The organism is Vibrio sp. S234-5, from assembly GCF_000960595.1.
Classification (GTDB): Bacteria; Pseudomonadota; Gammaproteobacteria; order Enterobacterales; family Vibrionaceae; genus Vibrio.
Genome location: NZ_JZAM01000108.1, coordinates 1 through 399, shown reverse-complemented (window position 1 = coordinate 399; position 399 = coordinate 1). Strand labels below are relative to the sequence as shown.

Here is a 399-nt window from a genome sequence, read left to right as displayed (position 1 = left end):
ACACACTTGGCATCAAATCATCTTTCCTATCAAAGGGTTATTGCAAACGCAAACGGAGCATTATCAGCATTTGGTTCCGCACACTTCTGCGTTATTTGTTCCTGCGGGTGTTCAACATGAGTCGATTGCTCTAAGCAACACGATATTTGTTGGCATTTATCTCAACCCTGAGTTTGGCGCAACGTACGAGCCACAAGTGAGAACCATTGCTTTAACGCCGTTTTTAAATGAGCTTTTACAAGAGATCCGCAGACAGTGTGAAGGTGAGACAAGCCACGAAGAAGTGCTGCATTTGCTGGCGGTGTTGCATGATCAAATTTTGAAAAGCAAAGTGCAGACATTTCAGTTATTGCTGCCACAAGACAGAAGACTAAAACTGATTTTCGAGCAGTTGACCGA

1 pseudogene is annotated in these 399 nt (G+C 43.6%); it reads left to right on the top strand.

Going from position 1 to position 399, the window contains the following annotated elements:
- Window positions 1-399 (top strand): annotated as a pseudogene (locus UF06_RS03715) (AraC family transcriptional regulator); the annotation flags it as partial.